16 protein-coding genes are annotated in these 18,146 nt (G+C 56.9%); 10 read left to right on the top strand and 6 right to left on the bottom strand.

All coding sequences use genetic code 11. From position 1 onward, the window contains the following. The first annotated feature begins 108 nt into the window (after positions 1 to 108). Genes rho through COL8621_RS16450 form a run of 6 tightly spaced genes read left to right on the top strand, consistent with a single transcriptional unit; the run spans position 109 to position 6,910 of the window. Positions 109 to 1,380 (top strand): transcription termination factor Rho, encoded by a 1,272-nt coding sequence (gene rho / locus COL8621_RS16475; protein WP_093968356.1) that lies wholly within the window; start codon positions 109 to 111, stop codon positions 1,378 to 1,380. Positions 1,381 to 1,404: 24 nt separating this feature from the next. Continuing rightward, positions 1,405 to 2,694 (top strand): tRNA uridine-5-carboxymethylaminomethyl(34) synthesis GTPase MnmE, encoded by a 1,290-nt coding sequence (gene mnmE / locus COL8621_RS16470; RefSeq protein ID WP_093968655.1) that lies wholly within the window; start codon positions 1,405 to 1,407, stop codon positions 2,692 to 2,694. Between the two features lie 3 nt (positions 2,695 to 2,697). Further along, a complete protein-coding gene (gene mnmG, locus COL8621_RS16465) occupies positions 2,698 to 4,572 on the top strand; it encodes a tRNA uridine-5-carboxymethylaminomethyl(34) synthesis enzyme MnmG (protein WP_093968355.1) in 1,875 nt (624 codons plus the stop codon). Further along, a complete protein-coding gene (rsmG, locus tag COL8621_RS16460; RefSeq protein WP_093968354.1) occupies positions 4,569 to 5,186 on the top strand; it encodes a 16S rRNA (guanine(527)-N(7))-methyltransferase RsmG in 618 nt (205 codons plus the stop codon). Before mnmG ends, rsmG begins: the two co-directional genes overlap by 4 nt. After that, a complete protein-coding gene (locus tag COL8621_RS16455; protein WP_093968353.1) occupies positions 5,179 to 5,988 on the top strand; it encodes a ParA family protein in 810 nt (269 codons plus the stop codon). The genes rsmG and COL8621_RS16455 overlap by 8 nt, the downstream gene beginning before the upstream one ends. Before the next feature lie 13 nt (positions 5,989 to 6,001). After that, positions 6,002 to 6,910 carry a ParB/RepB/Spo0J family partition protein gene (locus COL8621_RS16450; RefSeq protein WP_093968352.1) on the top strand — a complete coding sequence of 303 codons (909 nt, stop codon included), beginning with the start codon at positions 6,002 to 6,004 and terminating at the stop codon, positions 6,908 to 6,910. Here COL8621_RS16450 and COL8621_RS16445 read toward each other — a convergent pair. The 4 genes from COL8621_RS16445 to rph are packed head-to-tail and all read right to left on the bottom strand — an operon-like array spanning position 6,885 to position 9,724. Next, positions 6,885 to 7,238, bottom strand: a complete 354-nt coding sequence (locus tag COL8621_RS16445) for a YbaN family protein (protein ID WP_093968351.1) — start codon at positions 7,236 to 7,238, stop codon at positions 6,885 to 6,887. The two genes, COL8621_RS16450 and COL8621_RS16445, sit on opposite strands and share 26 nt — an antisense overlap. 7 nt (positions 7,239 to 7,245) lie before the next feature. After that, the gene (hemW, locus tag COL8621_RS16440; protein WP_093968350.1) at positions 7,246 to 8,409 is read right to left on the bottom strand and encodes a radical SAM family heme chaperone HemW; all 1,164 of its coding nucleotides are present in this window, start codon (positions 8,407 to 8,409) and stop codon (positions 7,246 to 7,248) included. Next, entirely contained in the window at positions 8,399 to 9,007 is a 609-nt protein-coding gene (gene rdgB / locus COL8621_RS16435) for an RdgB/HAM1 family non-canonical purine NTP pyrophosphatase (protein WP_093968349.1), read from the bottom strand. The genes hemW and rdgB overlap by 11 nt, the downstream gene beginning before the upstream one ends. Next, positions 9,008 to 9,724, bottom strand: a complete 717-nt coding sequence (gene rph / locus COL8621_RS16430; protein WP_093968348.1) for a ribonuclease PH — start codon at positions 9,722 to 9,724, stop codon at positions 9,008 to 9,010. Between the two features lie 117 nt (positions 9,725 to 9,841). On the opposite strand from rph, the gene hrcA reads away from it, so the two are divergent. Continuing rightward, positions 9,842 to 10,912: a heat-inducible transcriptional repressor HrcA gene (hrcA, locus tag COL8621_RS16425; protein WP_093968654.1), complete on the top strand. Its 1,071-nt coding sequence runs from the start codon at positions 9,842 to 9,844 to the stop codon at positions 10,910 to 10,912. Between the two features lie 3 nt (positions 10,913 to 10,915). Beyond that, positions 10,916 to 11,473, top strand: coding sequence for a nucleotide exchange factor GrpE (locus tag COL8621_RS16420; protein WP_093968347.1), 558 nt, complete (start codon positions 10,916 to 10,918; stop codon positions 11,471 to 11,473). On the opposite strand, the gene mutS is transcribed toward COL8621_RS16420, so the two are convergent. Beyond that, complete coding sequence (mutS, locus tag COL8621_RS16415; protein WP_093968346.1) at positions 11,470 to 14,094, bottom strand: DNA mismatch repair protein MutS; 2,625 nt, start codon at positions 14,092 to 14,094, stop codon at positions 11,470 to 11,472. The two genes, COL8621_RS16420 and mutS, sit on opposite strands and share 4 nt — an antisense overlap. 166 nt (positions 14,095 to 14,260) lie before the next feature. On the opposite strand from mutS, the gene COL8621_RS16410 reads away from it, so the two are divergent. After that, complete coding sequence (locus COL8621_RS16410; RefSeq protein ID WP_093968345.1) at positions 14,261 to 16,519, top strand: NADP-dependent malic enzyme; 2,259 nt, start codon at positions 14,261 to 14,263, stop codon at positions 16,517 to 16,519. Beyond that, on the top strand, positions 16,520 to 17,383 hold the full coding sequence (locus tag COL8621_RS16405) for a ribokinase (protein ID WP_093968344.1): 864 nt from the start codon (positions 16,520 to 16,522) through the stop codon (positions 17,381 to 17,383). On the opposite strand, the gene msrA is transcribed toward COL8621_RS16405, so the two are convergent. Beyond that, the gene (msrA, locus tag COL8621_RS16400; RefSeq protein WP_093968343.1) at positions 17,380 to 18,045 is read right to left on the bottom strand and encodes a peptide-methionine (S)-S-oxide reductase MsrA; all 666 of its coding nucleotides are present in this window, start codon (positions 18,043 to 18,045) and stop codon (positions 17,380 to 17,382) included. The two genes, COL8621_RS16405 and msrA, sit on opposite strands and share 4 nt — an antisense overlap. Positions 18,046 to 18,146: the final 101 nt, after the last annotated feature.

The following is an 18,146-nucleotide window of genomic DNA, read 5'->3' as shown; positions in this document are numbered from 1 at the left end:
GTTGAGCCCTTATGTGATCGCTTAACGGGCAGTCCTGCCCTTGATCTTCCCATTCTTGACAGACCTGATCGCTTCGTTGCGAAAGGCCAAAGTGTAGTTCCCATTCCCATGACCGAAGAACGTCTGAATCTATCCGATCTTAAAGCGAAAAGCCCCAAAGACTTGCTGTCTATGGCGGAAGAGCTGGAGATCGAGAACGCCTCGACGATGCGCAAGGGGGACATGATGTTCTCCATCCTCAAAGAGCGCGCCGAAGAAGGCTGGGAAATTTCCGGTGATGGCGTTCTTGAGGTTCTGCAAGACGGGTTCGGTTTCCTGCGTTCGCCCGAAGCGAACTATCTGCCGGGCCCAGATGATATTTACGTATCACCTGACATGATCCGTCAACATTCGCTGCGTACCGGTGACACCGTCGAAGGCGTCATGCAGGCCCCGCGCGAGAATGAGCGTTATTTCGCGATCACCAAGGTTTCTCAGATCAACTTCGAAGATCCAGAGAAAGCCCGCCACAAAATCAACTTCGACAACCTGACGCCGCTGTACCCCGATGAGCGTCTGAAAATGGAAGTCGAAGACCCGACAGTCAAAGACCGTTCAGCACGGATTATTGATCTGGTTGCGCCCATCGGTAAGGGCCAGCGTTCGCTAATCGTGGCGCCGCCGCGCACAGGTAAAACCGTGCTGCTGCAAAATATCGCCAACTCGATCGAGCAGAACCACCCAGAGTGTTATCTGATCGTTCTGCTGATCGATGAACGCCCGGAAGAAGTGACCGATATGCAGCGTTCCGTTAAGGGTGAGGTTATCTCCTCGACCTTTGATGAACCTGCGACGCGCCACGTTGCCGTGTCGGAAATGGTTATTGAAAAAGCCAAGCGTTTGGTCGAACACAAACGAGATGTTGTTATCCTTCTCGACTCGATCACAAGACTTGGTCGTGCCTTCAATACCGTGGTTCCATCCTCGGGTAAGGTTTTGACCGGTGGTGTGGACGCAAACGCATTGCAACGCCCCAAGCGTTTCTTTGGTGCAGCCCGAAACATCGAAGAGGGCGGCAGCCTGACCATCATCGCAACGGCGTTGATCGACACCGGGAGCCGGATGGACGAAGTCATCTTTGAAGAATTCAAAGGTACGGGTAACAGCGAAATCGTTCTTGATCGTAAGGTTGCTGACAAGCGCGTCTTCCCAGCGATGGACATTCTTAAATCCGGCACACGGAAAGAGGATCTGTTGGTTGATAAGGCTGATCTGCAAAAGACATTCTTGCTGCGCCGGATTCTGAACCCGATGGGCACGACAGACGCGATCGAGTTCTTGATTTCGAAGTTGAAGCAGACGAAGACGAACTCCGAATTCTTCGATTCAATGAACAGCTAACGTTCTTCCGTTGGGAAAATGTCGGTGGATACCATTTATGCTCTCGCTACGGCGCGCGGCAAAGCCGGTGTAGCCGTCATTCGGATATCCGGGCCGGATGCGAAAACGGCTGTGGCGTCTTTCGGGGCGTCGTTGCCGAAACCGCGTATGGCCGGATTACGAAATCTGCATTCCGCTGACGGCACGCTGTTGGACGAGGCGCTGATCCTTTGGTTTGAAAGTGGCGCAAGCTTTACCGGCGAAGAGGTCGTAGAGCTGCACACCCATGGCAGCCCGGCCACCGTTACCGCCGTTTTGCGCGCCCTGTCCGACGTTGACGGGTTGCGCCTTGCGGAACCGGGCGAATTTACCCGCCGCGCTTTGGAAAACGAACGCTTGGATCTGGCCCAAGTTGAGGGTCTTTCCGATCTTATCGAAGCCGAGACTGAGGCGCAGAGGCGACAGGCCCTGCGTGTTTTATCCGGCGCCATTGGCCAACGGGCTGAATCCTGGCGATCTGACCTTATTCGCGCGGCCGCTCTGATCGAGGCGACGATAGATTTTGCCGACGAAGACGTTCCCGTCGACGTCTCGCCCGAGGTTTTGGAGCTTCTGGACCGTGTAGAATCGGATTTGCAGCGCGAAGCAGCCGGTGTGTCTGCCGCTGAACGCATCCGAGAAGGGTTTGAGGTGGCGATTGTCGGCCCACCGAACGCTGGAAAGTCCACTCTTTTGAATGCGTTAGCTGGTCGCGAGGCGGCGATCACCTCGGAATATGCGGGCACGACGCGCGATGTTATCGAAGTTCGGATGGACCTTGGTGGCCTTCCGGTAACGGTCTTGGACACCGCCGGATTGCGCGAAACCGCGGATGTTGTTGAAGGCATCGGAATTGACCGCGCGAAAGAACGCGCAGCGGGCGCAGACCTTCGCGTGTTTTTGCTGGGCGATGGCAGCGATGATCTGGGCCTTGAACCAGCGCCCGAAGACATTGTCGTTCAAGGAAAAGCCGATCTTTCAGGCACCGCTGCCCGCGCAGTTTCTGGCAAGACGGGTGCGGGGGTTGCGCAGCTGATTGCCGATATTACATCGCATCTTGAAACCCAAGCCGCCCGCGCGGTGACAGCGACGCGCGAACGCCACAGGGTGGCGATTGTTAGATCACTGGCCTCTATTGCGACGGCACGGAATCAGGTATTGAGGGGGGCAGACAGCGCGGAGCTTGCCGCGGAAGAGCTTCGCACTGCCATCCGTTCCCTCGATTCCCTCGTGGGGCGTGTGGATGTAGAGCATATCCTGGATGAGATTTTCGCTAGTTTCTGTCTTGGTAAGTAAGGAGTGTTTCACGTGAAACATCGCGACTTTGATGTTGTGGTGATCGGCGGCGGCCACGCCGGAGCGGACGCAGCGCACGCTGCGGCCCGGCTTGGCGCGCGTACTGCTTTGGTCACGCTGAAACGTTCGGGCATCGGCGTTATGTCCTGCAACCCAGCGATTGGTGGGCTTGGCAAAGGGCATCTGGTCCGGGAAGTCGACGCAATGGACGGCCTTATGGGTAAGGTTGCTGATCGTGCTGGTATTCAATTCCGGCTGCTGAATCGGCGTAAAGGCCCTGCGGTTCAAGGCCCGCGTGCGCAGGCAGATCGTAAGATTTACCGCGAAACGATGCTGTCGTTTATCGAAGCGACCCCAAACCTTACCGTGGTGGAGGGGGAGGCGACAGACCTTATTTTAAAGGGAAAAACCGTTTCTGGGGTCGTATTGGCCGACGGATCCGAGCTTCACTCTGGTGCGGTTGTTCTGACCACGGGCACATTTCTGCGCGGCGTTATTCATATCGGTGATGTCCAGCGCCCCGGGGGCCGTATGGGCGACAAGCCTTCTGTCAAATTGGCGGAACGGATTGATAGCTTCGGCCTGCCGCTTGGCCGCTTGAAAACAGGTACACCGCCGCGTCTTGATGGGCGCACGATTGATTGGGAAGGTCTTGAAAGCCAGCCCGGCGACGATGATCCAGTGCTGTTTTCATTTATGTCGACGACGCCATTCGCGCAGCAAATTTCCTGTGGGATTACCCATACCAACGAAAAAACACACGATATCATCCGCGATAACCTTGGCCGCTCGGCCATGTATGGTGGGCACATTGACGGGGTCGGGCCGCGGTATTGCCCGTCAATCGAAGATAAGGTCGTGCGCTTCGCCGACAAAACGTCTCATCAAATCTTTCTGGAACCTGAAGGCTTGGATGACCACACGGTTTATCCAAATGGCATCTCCACTTCGCTGCCTGAAGATGTGCAGGAAGATTACGTTCATTCGATCCGTGGGCTTGAAAATACGACGATCCTGCAACCCGGATACGCGATTGAATATGACTACGTCGATCCGCGCGCGCTGTTGGCCACGCTTCAGCTAAAGGACGTTCCGGGCCTATATCTTGCGGGCCAGATCAACGGAACCACAGGATATGAGGAAGCTGCGGCCCAAGGTATGGTCGCCGGCTTAAACGCCGCGCAGCACGTCGCAGGTCAGGAACCTGTCATTTTCAGCCGCACTGACAGCTACATCGGCGTTATGATCGATGATCTTGTGACGCGCGGCGTTACGGAACCGTACCGGATGTTCACCTCGCGCGCAGAGTTCCGGCTTTCCCTTCGGGCGGATAACGCAGACCAGCGCCTGACGCCGCTTGGAATGGAGCTTGGCTGCGTCGGGGATGAGCGCGGGGAAATTTTCTCTGCGAAGATGGATAAGATGGCGGACGCCCGTGCGAAACTCGACGCACTATCCCTGACGCCCAAACAAGTCGGCGAGGCGGGGATCAAGGTTAGCGCGGACGGAACGCGCCGATCGGGCTTTGATTTGTTGTCTTTCCCAGATGTGACCTTTGGCGACATTATTGGGTTGGCACCTGATCTGGCCGCTGTTCCCGAAGAAATCCGCTCTCAGGTCGAACGGGATGCATTGTACGCAAACTACATCGCGCGGCAGAAGCAAGATGTAGCAGCGATGAAGCGGGACGAGGCGCAAAGCATTCCAGCGGACTTTGATTACGACGCGCTAAGCGGGCTTTCTAACGAACTAAAGCTAAAACTTGGCCGAGTTCGCCCGGCCACCTTGGGCCAAGCCGGCCGTGTTGATGGGATGACGCCAGCGGCGCTTACATTGCTGTTGGCGAAGCTGCGTCAGAAGGAGCGTAAATCCGCATGAGCGAAGCGAATAGCTTGGGCTTGGATGTTTCACGTGAAACATTGGAGCGTTTGCAGACCTACGAAGCGTTGCTGAAAAAATGGAACCCGGCGATCAATTTGGTCAGTAAAACAACGCTTAACGACGCATGGAGCCGTCATTTTAAGGATTCCGCTCAGATTTTCGAACTTGCGCCGACTGACGCCAAACATTGGGTTGATCTGGGCAGCGGTGGCGGCTTTCCCGGCATGGTCATTGCGATAATCGCTGCTGAAAAGGCACCCGATATGAAAGTCACGCTTGTCGAAAGCGATCAGCGAAAGGCGACCTTCCTTAGAACAGTCGCGCGCGAAACGGGCGTTACGACCGAGGTGATTGCCAAGCGCATCGAAGAAACCGATCCGCAAGGCGCTGATGTGGTTTCCGCGCGCGCTTTAACCTCGCTTGCTGGGCTGTTTGAGTTCGCGGAACGCCACCTGTCACCCAAAGGCACCGCCATTTTTCTGAAAGGCGCAACGCATCAGCAGGAAATCTCCGATGCGCTTGCAAAGTGGCGATTTGACGTTCAAAAATCAGTAAGCCGTACCGATCCGAACGCGGTCATTCTCACAGTTGGAGGTCTTGCCCGTGTCTGATCCGACGCGCCCAGAGGGGCCGAAAATCATCGCTGTTGCAAACCAGAAGGGCGGGGTGGGTAAAACCACGACGACCATCAACTTGGCCGCTGCGATGGCCGCCGAAGGTTTGACGGTTCTGATCGTCGATCTTGACCCGCAGGGTAACGCCTCGACAGGTCTAGGTGTTGAGGCCAACCAGCGAGAGCGCACAACATATGACCTGTTGCTGGACGAAGCGCCGCTAAACGAAGTTATCCGCGCGACGGATGTCGAGGGGCTTTTGATTGCGCCTGCGACGACGGATCTAAGCTCTGCCGACATTCAAATGGTTTCCAGCGAAAAACGAAGCTTTTTGCTGTTTGATGCGCTGCGCCAGCCCGCGATGGACAGTTATGGCTTTGATTACATCCTGATTGATTGCCCACCTTCGCTTAGCCTGTTGACGGTGAATGCGATGGTTGCAGCGCATTCCATCCTTGTGCCGTTGCAAAGTGAATTCTTCGCGTTGGAGGGGCTTTCGCAGCTTATGCTGACAATTAGAGAGCTTCGCCAGACAGCAAATCCGGACCTTAGAATCGAAGGTGTTGTGTTGACCATGTATGATGGACGCAACAACTTGTCCCAACAGGTCGAAAAAGATGCGCGCGAATATCTTGGTGGTTTGGTGTTTAATACGGTAATTCCGCGAAATGTTCGGGTAAGTGAGGCGCCATCTTATGCGATGCCGGTTCTGGATTACGATCCATCATCGCGCGGTGCCGAAGCATATCGCAACCTGGCCCGAGAGATTTTGAAATTGCCGTCGCCCGTAAGCGCGTGAGGAGACCTAAAGAATGAGCAAGAAGCCCGAAAAACGCGGTCTTGGCCGGGGACTTTCCGCGCTTATGGCGGATGTCAGCCTTGATGATGGCCAGAAAACAGATGCCGCCGCGCCGCGCCGCGCCGATTTGAACGTTCCCATTGAAAAGCTGTTTCCAAACCCTGACCAGCCGCGCCGCCGTTTTTCGCCCGAAGCGCTGGAAGAACTGGCCGCTTCTATCCGTGAGAAGGGCGTAATTCAGCCGCTGATCGTTCGAGAGAACCGCAGAAAGGCCGAAACCTTCGAAATTATCGCTGGGGAACGGCGCTGGCGTGCCTCTCAGATGGCGCAACTTCACGAAGTGCCGGTAATTATACGCGAGCTCGACGACACAGAGGTGTTGGAAGTTGCGATTATCGAGAATATTCAGCGCGCGGACCTTAATCCGGTGGAAGAAGCGCAGGGTTATCGCCAGTTGATGGACCGTTTTGGTCATACGCAAGAAAAACTGGCCGAGGCGTTGAGCAAAAGCCGCAGCCACATTGCGAACTTGATGCGTCTGCTTCAGCTGCCGGAAGAGGTGCAGGAATATTTGCAAGAAGGGCAGATTTCAGCGGGCCACGCGCGAGCGCTTATCACCACTGAAAACCCCGCCGCTTTGGCACGCGAGGTGATCGCCAAAGGCCTTTCTGTTCGGGAAACCGAAAAGCTGGCGAAGGGGCCAAAGCCAACAAAGGCGCGTACCGCGGCGCCTGCTGGTGAAAAAGATGCCGATACCCGTGCGTTGGAAAATGACCTGTCTGCTAATCTTGGCATGAAAGTCGCGATTGATCACGCGGATGGGCAGGAATCCGGGAAGCTGGTGATCAGCTATAAAACGTTGGAAGATTTGGATGACCTGTGCCGGGTTTTGACGGCTACGCCTCTGGGCGGGTCCATATAAACACGGCGACCGCGCACAGCGTTACAGCTTGAACCATTAAAATTGTTGGCCTGACACCCATCGCGAGTGACAGGCCAAATGCCGCGGCTATAGACGCGCTGGAAATCCACTTTACCCGTCGACTGATCGCACCGGATTCTTGCCAATCGATGATTGGTGGCCCGAAAGTTGGATGTGTCAAAAGCCAGTTGTGCAACCGTTCGGATGAGCGGGCGAAGAAAAACGTGGCCAAAAGCAAGAACGGAACTGTTGGCAAAAGCGGAAGCACGGCCCCGATCATCGCCAGACCGACAGCGACAAGCCCCAAAATCAGCCAAACGATACGCATTTTCGTGCTACTCCGGCAAAAGTTCCCGCAATACGGCGTTCAGAACCGCGAGGCCTTGGGGGGTTGGGCGCAAATTGTCGCCTTCATGTACTACCACGCCAATTTCACTTAACTCATTGATTTTATTATGGCAAAGCGGTTTTCTGGCAAGGCTTTCGTATCGGGATAGGCTGATCCCATCGATCAGCCGCATCCCCATCAACAGATATTCCGTTACCTGATCTTTCAAGGGCAGGGCGATGCTATTCGCTTCTCCGCTGCCGGTTTTTTCGACGGAATTCAGCCATGCGCCGGGTTGCAATGGCGTATCGGTGGCATAGCGGTTGCCGTCAATTGTAACCCGACCGTGGGCACCGGGGCCAACGCCAGCATAATCGCCGTACCGCCAGTAGATTTTGTTGTGACGGGATTCAGAGCCGGGACGGGCGTGATTTGACACTTCGTAAGCAGGCATACCCGCCTTTTCGCAAAGCTCTTGGGTGATGAAATACATGTCGCCGGCGCTGTCGTCATCGGGAAGCCCGCGCAGTTTGCCGCGCTCATAGCGGTCACCAAATGCGGTGCCGGATTCAATCGTCAGCTGATAGAGCGACAGGTGGTCAATCGCCATGGTCAGGGCTTCGGACAATTCCGCACGCCAGTGATCAGCGGATTGATCTTGGCGGGCATAGATCAGGTCGAAACTGACGCGGTCAAAGGTGTTACGCGCGATGTCAAAGGCCGCGCGGGCCTCTGCGACGCTGTGTAGTCGTCCCAAACGCCGCAAGTCATTATCGTTTAGCGCCTGAACGCCCATCGAAATGCGGTTAACGCCCGCATCGCGATAGCCCTGAAACCGACCGGCTTCGACCGAAGTTGGGTTTGCCTCTAAGGTCACTTCCATGTCGTTGGAGGTGGGCCATGTCGCGCGGATCTTTTCGATGATCGCAGCGACAAGCGAAGGTTCCATCATGCTGGGTGTGCCGCCACCGAAAAATACGGTGTTCAGCACGCGGCCCTGCGTTTGAGCGCCAACACGGGCAATTTCGGAAAGATAGGCGTTTTTCCAGCGATCCTGATCAATCAGCGCGGAAACATGAGAGTTGAAGTCGCAATAAGGGCATTTCGCCTGACAGAACGGCCAATGAAGATAAAGGCCGAAGCCGCCGTTTTGCCAATCGTCAACTTTCAAAGAGCCTCACAAGTTTTTCAAACGCATTTGCGCGGTGGCTGATGCGGTTCTTTTCGGCCCAGTCCATCTGGCCGAAGGTCACCGTGTATCCGTCGGGACGGAAAATTGGGTCATAGCCGTGGCCCTGTTTGCCCTGCATCGGCCAAACGATTTGGCCATCTACGTGACCTTCGAAAACTTCGTCATGACCATCAGGCCAGGCCAAAACGAAGGTACAGCAAAACCGGCCGGTGCGCGGGAAGGGGGCGTTCGCCTCTTCCAGTTTGTTCCAAGTGTTGGTCATTGCCATCACGAAATCGCGCCCGTCGGGGGTTTCGGCCCAATCCGCCGTGTAAACACCGGGTGCGCCATCAAGACCGTCAATTTCGATCCCGCTGTCGTCGGCAAGTGCGGGAAGGCCGGTGGCCTTCGCCGCAGTGTGCGCCTTGATCCGGGCGTTGCCGACGAATGTAGTTTCGGTTTCCTCAGGCTCGTCCAGGCCAAGGTCCCCCGCAGAGGTGACGGAGATGCCGAAAGGCTTAAGAAGATGCGAAATCTCCTCTAGCTTGCCCTTGTTGTGGGTCGCGACCAGCAGGGTATCTCCGTCGAACTTGCGCATTTAGCCCTCCACGGCTGCTTTTTGGGCGGCAACCAATTCGGCCACGCCTTTTTCGGCCAAAGTCAGCAGTTCGTCCATTTCCGAACGGGAATAGGTTGCGCCCTCGGCGGACATCTGAACCTCAATCATGCGGCCAGTGCCGGTCATGACAAAGTTACCATCGACGCCTGCAACGCTATCTTCGGGATAATCCAGATCAAGCACGGGCTGGCCTGCATAGATACCACAGGACACAGCCGCCACAGGATCAACCAGCGGGTCGGAAATAATGTCGCCCGCCTTCATCAGTTTGTTCACAGCCAAACGCAGCGCGACCCAGCCACCGGTGATCGAGGCGCAGCGGGTGCCGCCGTCGGCCTGAATAACGTCACAGTCAACGGTGATCTGACGTTCGCCCATGGCAACGCGGTCAACACCGGCACGAAGGGAGCGGCCAATCAGGCGCTGAATTTCAACCGTCCGGCCACCTTGCTTGCCAGCCGTCGCTTCGCGGCGCATCCGCGATCCTGTCGAACGCGGCAGCATGCCGTATTCTGCCGTCACCCAGCCTAGGCCGCTGTTCTTCATGAACGGCGGAACGCGCGCTTCAAGAGAGGCAGTACACAGCACATGCGTGTCGCCGATCTTGATCAGGCACGACCCTTCGGCATGTTTAGTTACGCCTGTTTCAATTGAAATCGGGCGCATTTCGCTTACATCACGGCCAGAGGGGCGCATCAGATAGTCCTTTCGCTTTGTTGCTGACTTGCTCACATGACGGGCGGCATGATGCAAGCCCGATTGACGCCGCTAACGCTTGGTCTTTAATGGCAGAGCACCAAGGAGATGGTTCCGGTGAACGATGGGCCGAACATTCTTAACGAGATGAACGCGCGAAGCCGGGAAGTGTTCCGCCGCGTGGTTGAAGGCTATCTAGAGACTGGTGGCCCGGTCGGTTCGCGCACCCTGACCCGCACGATGGAAGAAAAGGTCAGCGCCGCCACGATCCGCAATGTGATGCAGGATCTGGAGTATCTGGGCTTGCTCGACAGCCCTCATATCTCTGCTGGTCGCATCCCGACCCATATGGGTTTGCGGATGTTCGTCGATGGCCTGTTAGAGGTGCGCGACCTTGATACCGACGATCGTGAAAAGATTGATGCGACGTTAGGGTCGAATGAACGCGATGTCGGCACGATGCTTGATCGCGTGGGTTCGGCACTGTCGGGGGTGACCCATGGCGCCAGCTTGGTGCTAACGCCCAAGCACGAAGCGCCGATCAGGCACATTGAATTCGTAAGCCTTGGGCATGACCGCGCGTTGGTTGTGTTGGTCTTCGCGGATGGCCACGTTGAAAACCGCGTGTTCACACCACCCGCCGGCCAAACGCCATCTTCGATGCGCGAGGCGGCGAACTTTTTGAATGCGCTGGCCGAAGGGCGAACCGTAAGCGAACTGCGTCAGGTGATGGAGCACGAGATCACCGCACGTCGCCAAGAACTTGATAGCCTTGCCCACGCGATGGTCGAAAGCGGCATGGCAATTTGGGAGAATGAAGGTCAGTCCTATGAGCGGCTGATCGTTCGTGGCCGGGCGAATCTTTTAGAAGAGAGCGCCGAGGCAGAAGAGTTGGAGCGCATCAGAAACCTATTCGATGACCTTGAACGCAAGCGAGACATCGCCGAATTCTTGGAACTTACCGAAGATGGGGACGGTGTGCGTATTTTTATTGGCGCAGAGAACAAGCTTTTTTCACTTTCGGGTTCCTCTTTGGTGGTGTCTCCATATATGAACTCTGACCGAAAGATCATTGGTGCCGTAGGCGTGATCGGACCGACCAGGCTGAACTATGGCCGCATCGTTCCGATCGTGGATTATACGGCACAACTGGTTGGAAAGCTGATCTCTGATCGGGGTAAAGGGTAAAGAATGGCCGACGCTAACAAAGACGAAAGCTTGGAACCAGAAGAAGGTTTCGCTGAAGACGGTGCTGAATTCGAAGGGATCGACGGAGCCCCCGAGGATGAGCTGGAAGTGCTGCGTATCGAACGTGACGATATGCGCGACCGGTTTATGCGGGCTTTGGCAGACGCCGAAAACGCGCGTAAACGCGGCGAGCGTGACCGGCGCGAGGCCGAACAATACGGTGGTTCCAAACTGGCACGTGATATGCTGCCAGTGTTTGACAACCTGAAGCGCGCACTTGACGTTGTGACCGACGAACAGCGCGATGAAAACAAAGCGCTGATCGAAGGCGTTGAACTGACCCTGCGAGAGCTGATCAACGTATTCGGCAAGCACGGCATCAAACCAGTCACCCCCGAAGTGGGCGAAGCGTTTGATCCCCAGCTGCATCAGGCGATGTTCGAAGCACCCGTTCCAGATACCAAAGCGGGCGACATCATTCAGGTGATGACCGAAGGTTTCACATTGCATGAACGCCTACTGCGCCCGGCGCAGGTCGGCGTATCATCCACGCCCGGTTAATCGGACGCGGTCAGGGCTTTCAGCTCGTAAATCAATTGAAGCGCCTCTTTTGGCGTAAGCTCGTCGGGATGAACCCCGGCGAGCTTTTCTTCGGCCTGCGACGTGGTTTGAGGGCGCGGCGCAGGTGCGGGCGTGGCTGAAAACAGCGGCAGATCGTCAATAATCGCCTTCTGTCCCGTCCCGCCTTCGCGTTCACCCTTTTCCAACGCATCCAAAACGACCCGCGCGCGTTCGACCACTGCGTCGGGAAGACCGGCCAGTTTGGCGACCTGAACCCCGTAAGACCGGTCCGCGGCACCCTTGCGGACCTCGTGAAGGAAAATTACGTCACCTTCCCATTCTTTCACGGCTACGGTGGCGTTTTCCACGCCGTCCAGCTTGGCGGAAAGGGCGGTCATTTCGTGATAATGCGTCGCGAACAGCGCGCGACAGCGGTTTACGTCGTGCAGATGTTCCATGGTGGCCCAAGCGATCGACAGGCCATCATAGGTCGCCGTACCCCGCCCGATTTCATCAAGGATAACCACCGCGCGGTCGTCCGCTTGGTTCAGAATGGCGGCGGTTTCGACCATTTCGACCATAAAGGTGGATCGCCCACGTGCCAGATCATCCGACGCGCCAACCCGGCTGAACAGTTGCGACACCAGCCCAATGTGGGCCTTTCGCGCTGGAACGAACGATCCGGCCTGTGCCAGCAATGCGATCAGCGCGTTTTGGCGCAGGAAGGTCGATTTACCCGCCATGTTGGGCCCGGTTAGCAACCAAATCGCGGCGTTTCCGTTGGTTGCGGTCAGTTCGCAATCGTTGGCGATGAACGGCTCGCCACCCTGTTTGCGCAGCGATTGTTCCACGACGGGGTGGCGGCCGCCTTCGATGTCAAAGGCGCGGCTGTCGTCGACGGTTGGTTCGCACCACTCTTCGCCGCGCGCTAGATCGGCAAATGCGGCGGCAAGGTCGATTTCGGCCAGTGCTGACGCCGCCTGCCCAATCTCGGCGGCGCGGTCTAGAATAGCCTCTTTTAAGGTGTCATAGAGCCGTTTTTCGATCTCTAGCGCCCGGTTTCCGGCGTTCAGGATGCGGGTTTCCATTTCGGAAAGCTCAACCGTCGTGAACCGAACCGCGTTGGCGGTTGTTTGACGGTGGATAAAGGTTTCCGACAGCGGTGCAGACAGCATCTTTTCAGCATGCGTTGCCGTCGTTTCAATGAAATAGCCCAACACGTTGTTATGTTTGACCTTCAACGCCGACACCCCGGTTTGCGTGGCATAGTCGGCCTGCATTTGCGCGATCACGCCGCGCCCTTCGTCGCGCAGGGTGCGTGCCTCGTCTAGATCACCGTCATAGCCGGGCGCGATGAAACCGCCATCGCGGGCAAGAAGCGGGGGATCTGCGACAAGTGCTTGATCCAGCAGGTCCAGCAGTTCGTCATGCCCTACCAAGGCTTGCGCGGCTTCGTTGATAAGCGATGGCAACTCTGCCCCGGCAAGGAGTGACGAGATTTCGGCAGCCTGTTCCAACCCGTTGCGAACACCGGCCAAATCGCGGGGGCCACCCCGATCAAGCGCGATGCGGGAAAGGGCACGGTCCATATCGGGCGCTTTGCGCAGATGATCGCGCAGATTTTGCGATAGCCGACCCTGTTCCGCCATGAAACGCACTGAATCGAGGCGCGCGTGGATGGTGGCCAAATCCCGCGACGGGCTAGAGATACGCCGCTCCAACAATCGCGCGCCGGGGGCAGTCACTGTTCTGTCGATAGTAGACAGTAACGACCCATCGCGCCCGCCCGACAGGCTGGACGTCAGTTCAAGGTTGCGCCGGGTTGCGGCGTCGATCTGGACCGTTCGTGCAGCAGCTTCGCGCACGGGGGCCCGCAATAGGGGCAGTTTGCCCTTCTGGGTGATGTCCAGATATTCGACAATTGCGCCCATCGCCGAGATTTCGGCGCGGGTGAAGGTGCCGAACGCCTCCATCGTGCCGACCTTGAAAAGGTCGGTCAGGCGTTTTTCTGATGATGTGCTGTCAAAACTTGCGCGGGCTAGGGGTGTAATGGCGGCGCCAGATTCAGTGACTATTTCAGCCAAATCCGCCTCTTTCGCCTCGGATACCACAACCTCTGTCGGGGCAAGGCGGGCCAGTTCGGGCGACAGGCGCACAGGCGGGCAAGGCATCACGCTGAACGCGCCGGTCGAAATATCGACCCATGCCAGTGCGCCTTCTTCGCGAACTTCGGTATAGGCGGCCAAATAGTTGTGGCGCCGCGCCTCTAGCAGGCTTTCTTCGGTTAGGGTGCCGGGTGTGACCAATCGAACCACCCCGCGCTTCACGACGGATTTTGATCCGCGCTTTTTCGCCTCGGCCGGGTCTTCAAGTTGTTCACAGACGCCAACGCGAAATCCTTTGCGGATCAGCGTCAGCAGATACCCTTCGGCGGAATGGACGGGGACACCGCACATCGGGATGTCTTGGCCCAGATGCTTACCGCGTTTTGTTAGAGCAATATCAAGGGCTTCGGCGGCGGCGACGGCGTCTTCAAAGAACATCTCATAGAAGTCGCCCATGCGGTAAAACAGCAGGGCATCCTTATGCTCTGCTTTGATTTCAAGAAACTGCGCCATCATGGGCGTTACGGATGCATTGGCGACGGTCACGAATTTCCCCCGGTTTTCGGTTCGCAGACCTTACAAATCGTGGGCCGTTAGCAAAAGACGCAATCCCATCTTTTGTTGAGACAATCGCCGCGGGGCGTTAAGACGCGATGACCTGATTTGAGGAGACCGGGCGCCGATGTCCACGAAAAACAAGATTACCCGCGAAGAGGCCCTTGCCTATCACTTGGACCCTACGCCCGGAAAGTTCGAGATTGTCGCCACAACAGCGATGACCACTCAGCGCGATTTGTCGCTGGCATATTCCCCCGGCGTTGCTGTTCCGGTTGAGGCAATCGCCGAAGCGCCCGAAACCGCGTATGATTACACCACCAAGGGTAACTTGGTCGCCGTGATCACCAACGGCACCGCGATCTTGGGCCTTGGGAACCTTGGCGCGCTGGCCTCAAAGCCTGTGATGGAAGGTAAGGCGGTTCTGTTCAAACGCTTCGCTGACGTGAACGCGGTGGACATTGAGCTGGATACCGAAGACCCCGAAGAGATCATCAAGGCGATCAAACTGATGGGCCCGACCTTTGGCGGCGTCAACCTTGAAGACATCAAGGCACCCGAATGCTTCATCATCGAACAACGCTTGAAGGAAGAGATGGATATTCCAGTCTTCCACGACGACCAGCATGGCACAGCCGTGATTTGCGCGGCGGGGCTTATCAACGCGCTGCATCTGTCTGGCAAGAAGATCGGCGATTGTAAGATCGTCCTGAACGGTGCTGGCGCCGCTGGCATTGCGTGCCTTGAGCTGATCAAGGCGATGGGCGCAAAGCACGACAACTGTATCATGTGTGACACCAAAGGCGTGATCTGGCAGGGCCGTACCGAAGGTATGAACCAGTGGAAATCGGCCCATGCGGCGAAAACCGATGCCCGCACCTTGGAAGACGCGATGAAAGGCGCCGACGTGTTCCTTGGCGTTTCGGTTAAGGGCGCTGTTACGGCTGAAATGGTCGCCTCGATGGCGTCTGATCCTGTGATCTTTGCCATGGCGAACCCCGATCCAGAGATTACCCCCGAAGACGCCCATGCGGTTCGCGAAGACGCGATTGTGGCGACAGGCCGGTCCGATTACCCGAACCAGGTGAACAACGTTTTGGGTTTCCCGTACCTGTTCCGCGGTGCGCTGGACATTCACGCCCGCGCCATCAACGACGAGATGAAGATCGCCTGTGCCGAAGCCTTGGCCGAACTGGCCCGTCAGGATGTGCCCGACGAAGTGGCGATGGCCTATGGCCGGAAGCTGTCGTTTGGTCGTGATTACATCATCCCCACGCCGTTTGATCCGCGCTTGATCCACGTGATCCCGCCTGCGGTTGCGCGTGCGGGTATGGACACAGGCGTTGCCCGCCGTCCGATCGTTGACATGGAAGGGTACGAACAGTCGCTAAAGGCGCGGATGGACCCGACCGCTTCGGTTCTGCGTGGTATTTCGGCGCGTGCTCGTGCTGCTCAGGCACGGATGTTGTTTGCCGAAGGTGACGATGACCGCGTGCTGCGTGCTGCGGTTGCGTATCAGCGGTCTGGTTATGGTAAGGCGCTGGTTGTTGGGCGCGAAGCGGATGTTCAAAAACGGTTGGAAGCAGCCGGTTTGGGCGATGCCTATGGCGACCTAGAGGTCGTGAACGCCGCGAACACTCCGCATTTGGGGCTGTATAAAGAGTTTCTTTATAACCGCCTTCAACGCGAAGGTTTCGACATGCAAGATAGCCACCGCCTTGCGGCGCGTGACCGGCATGTGTTCGCCGCGCTGATGCTGGCGCATGGTCATGCCGACGGTCTGGTCAGTGGCGCAACCCGCAAATCGGCCCATGTGTTAGAACTGATCAACCACGTGTTCGACGCCCGTGCTGAACATGGCGCGGTTGGTGTAACCGCGCTGTTGCACAAGGGTCGGATCATGTTGATCGCTGATACGTTGGTGCATGAATGGCCCGACGAAGAAGACCTTGCCAACATCGCTGAACGTGCGGCGGGTGTGGCCCGTGGTTTGGGCCTTGAACCGCGCGTGGCTTTTGTCAGCTTCTCGACCTTCGGCTATCCGGTCAGCGAACGCGCAACCAAGATGCACATCGCGCCAAAAGTTCTGGATAAACGCGGCGTCGATTTCGAATACGAAGGCGAAATGGCTGTGGATGTCGCGCTGAATGCGGATGCGATGGCGAAGTACCCATTCTCGCGTCTAAGCGGCCCGGCGAACGTTCTGGTGGTTCCGGCGCGGCACTCGGCTTCGATTTCGGTCAAGTTGATGCAGGAAATGGCCGGGGCGACTGTGATCGGCCCGATCCTTACCGGTGTGGATAAGCCTATTCAGATTTGTTCCACGGTTTCGACGGTGAACGACATCATGAACATGGCGCTGCTTGCGGCGTGTAAGGTGGGCTAAATGACGGTTTTCAACCTCGGTTCGATCAACGTGGATTACTTCTACGAAGTGCCGCATATCCCGGCCGAGGGTGAAACTATCGCCGCAAAAATGCATCGCAGCGGGTTGGGTGGCAAAGGCGCCAATCAATCCGTTGCCGCAGCTTTGGCCGGGGCGAATGTGACCCATATCGGTGCAATCGGCGAAGACGGCGGTTGGACTGTCGAACGTCTGAATGGCCACGGCATCGATGTGTCCCATGTGGCGACTGTGGCAACGCCCACGGCGCATGCGGTCATTACCGTTGATCCGGCGGGCGAAAACACAATAGTTTTGTTCACCGGTGCGAACATGGAACAGTCAGAGGATCGGATCAGCGCCGCGCTTGCGTCGGGAAAGCCGAACGATACGCTTTTGCTGCAGAATGAGACGTCGCATCAGGTATTTGCCGCCAGGGGCGCGCGGGAAAAGGGAATGCGTGTCGTTTATTCCGCCGCGCCGTTTTCGGTGGACGCGGTCACGGCTATGTTGCCCCACCTTTCGATGCTTGTGCTGAACGAGGTTGAGGCAGAACAACTAACCGCCGCGCTGGGCGAAATTAATGTGCCCGATCTGATCGTGACGCGCGGGTCAAAGGGCGCAAGTTGGGAAACAGCCGGCGCTGACCCCATTACGGTTCCTGCGTTCAGCGTGACGGCGGTTGATACGACCGGCGCGGGTGATTGTTTCATCGGCTCGGTTGCCGCTTCGATTGATGGCGGTGAAGCGCCAGAGGCCGCGTTGCGATATGCCGCTGCCGCCTCTGCCATTCAGGTCAGTCGCCCTGGCACGTCTGACGCAATGCCAAAACGGGCCGAGGTTCTGGCGTTTCTGAACCGGACTTAAGATCCGGCGAACGCTGCCTGACCACCCCACAACTGCAACACGCGCTGATCGCGGCCACAGGATTTACGGTAAAGCTTGTACGCCTCTGCCTTTGATTTGGGGCCAAAGCGGGTGATGACCAGATCTTTCTTTTTGTAATAGTCCTGATGGTACTTGTCGGCCTTGTAAAACCGCGCGGTGTTCAGGATAGGCGTGGCGATCTTCGCGCCAAGCGCTGCACCCGCTTCGGCTTTCGCAGCCTCGGCTGCAGCCTTTTCAGCAGCGTTAGAGACGAAAATGGCAGTGCGATAGCTTTCGCCACGATCACAGAACTGCCCGCCCGCATCGGTCGGATCAACGCTGCGGAAGAACATGTTCAGCAACGTCGCATAGCTGACTTTGTCGGCGTCATAGGTGATTTTGACAGCTTCGTAATGGCCCGTGCCGCCCTTAACGACCTGCTTATAGGTCGGGTTGGCAACAGATCCGCCGGTAAATCCGGAAACCACGTTTTTCACGCCGGGGACTTTTTCAAAATCAGCCTCAACACACCAGAAACATCCGCCAGCCAGCACCGTGGTTTCAATTGATGCGGCCTTGGCCGCGTTGCATTGAACGGTCATTCCGAATGCGATGGCAACGGCAAGGGTCAGCGACTTAATGTTTTGTAAAGCTAGGGGCATCTCACCCTCCTTCAATTTGCTGACCAACCATAGGCGCGGGGTGCAACTATGCGGAACTGACAAGGACGTGAGATCACGACAGTTCGAACAACTGAAACATT

The organism is Actibacterium lipolyticum (genome assembly GCF_900184935.1).
Taxonomy (GTDB): domain Bacteria; phylum Pseudomonadota; class Alphaproteobacteria; order Rhodobacterales; family Rhodobacteraceae; genus Actibacterium_A; species Actibacterium_A lipolyticum.
The sequence above is the reverse complement of the archived record's forward strand: the minus strand, read 5'-3'. Positions and strand labels throughout refer to the sequence as shown.

Coding starts and splice junctions, on each gene's coding strand:
- rho (WP_093968356.1), top strand. CDS start 109: ATGACCGAAGAACGTCTGAATCTATCCGATCTTAAAGCGAAAAGCCCC.
- rsmG (WP_093968354.1), top strand. CDS start 4,569: ATGAGCGAAGCGAATAGCTTGGGCTTGGATGTTTCACGTGAAACATTG.
- COL8621_RS16450 (WP_093968352.1), top strand. CDS start 6,002: ATGAGCAAGAAGCCCGAAAAACGCGGTCTTGGCCGGGGACTTTCCGCG.
- COL8621_RS16445 (WP_093968351.1), bottom strand. CDS start 7,238: ATGCGTATCGTTTGGCTGATTTTGGGGCTTGTCGCTGTCGGTCTGGCG.
- rdgB (WP_093968349.1), bottom strand. CDS start 9,007: ATGCGCAAGTTCGACGGAGATACCCTGCTGGTCGCGACCCACAACAAG.
- rph (WP_093968348.1), bottom strand. CDS start 9,724: ATGCGCCCCTCTGGCCGTGATGTAAGCGAAATGCGCCCGATTTCAATT.
- COL8621_RS16420 (WP_093968347.1), top strand. CDS start 10,916: ATGGCCGACGCTAACAAAGACGAAAGCTTGGAACCAGAAGAAGGTTTC.
- mutS (WP_093968346.1), bottom strand. CDS start 14,094: ATGATGGCGCAGTTTCTTGAAATCAAAGCAGAGCATAAGGATGCCCTG.
- COL8621_RS16410 (WP_093968345.1), top strand. CDS start 14,261: ATGTCCACGAAAAACAAGATTACCCGCGAAGAGGCCCTTGCCTATCAC.
- COL8621_RS16405 (WP_093968344.1), top strand. CDS start 16,520: ATGACGGTTTTCAACCTCGGTTCGATCAACGTGGATTACTTCTACGAA.
- msrA (WP_093968343.1), bottom strand. CDS start 18,045: ATGCCCCTAGCTTTACAAAACATTAAGTCGCTGACCCTTGCCGTTGCC.